Source organism: Photorhabdus sp. P32 (assembly GCF_038085095.1).
Classification (GTDB): Bacteria; Pseudomonadota; Gammaproteobacteria; order Enterobacterales; family Enterobacteriaceae; genus Photorhabdus; species Photorhabdus luminescens.
Genome location: NZ_JAZGJN010000028.1, coordinates 1 through 465, shown reverse-complemented (window position 1 = coordinate 465; position 465 = coordinate 1). Strand labels below are relative to the sequence as shown.

The 465-nt window shown below is 42.4% G+C and carries 1 protein-coding gene; it reads right to left on the bottom strand.

What is annotated here, in order from left to right; translation table 11 throughout:
- A partial coding sequence (locus tag V2H77_RS00090; protein ID WP_445935437.1) for a LuxE/PaaK family acyltransferase occupies positions 1 to 238 on the bottom strand: 238 nt, incomplete at its 3' end.
- Between the last annotated feature and the right edge of the window lie 227 nt (positions 239 to 465).

Genomic DNA, 465 nt, shown 5'->3' with positions numbered 1-465 from the left:
GATATTCTCGACAATGTTTATAATGATGACGAAATGCATCAAGCACAAGTTTCTTTCTGATTTTTTCCTGCTCGTCGTAAGACCAAATTAATGGATCACTCGAAAAAATCAAATCATCAATTTCTGAACTTGCTGTAATTTCTTGTTTATCAACATATGAAGTCATACCTGTTTTACTCCTCAAGATAATATTAGAAAGTATGGCAGCACTGCCGTCATACTCTTTTATACCCGTCATCTTTCAAGTTGCCTCTTTGTTGGCTGCACTCACTCACCCCGGTCACATAGTTATCTATGCTCCCGAGGATTCGCTCCCTTGCCGTCGCGATGCATCTTGAAATCCATTGGGTATATACCCTTCATCTTTCAAGCTGCTGCTTTGTTGGCTGCTTTCACTCACCCCAGTCACATCGTTATCTATGCTCCTGGGGATTCGTTCACTTGCCGCCGCGCTGCAACTCGAAA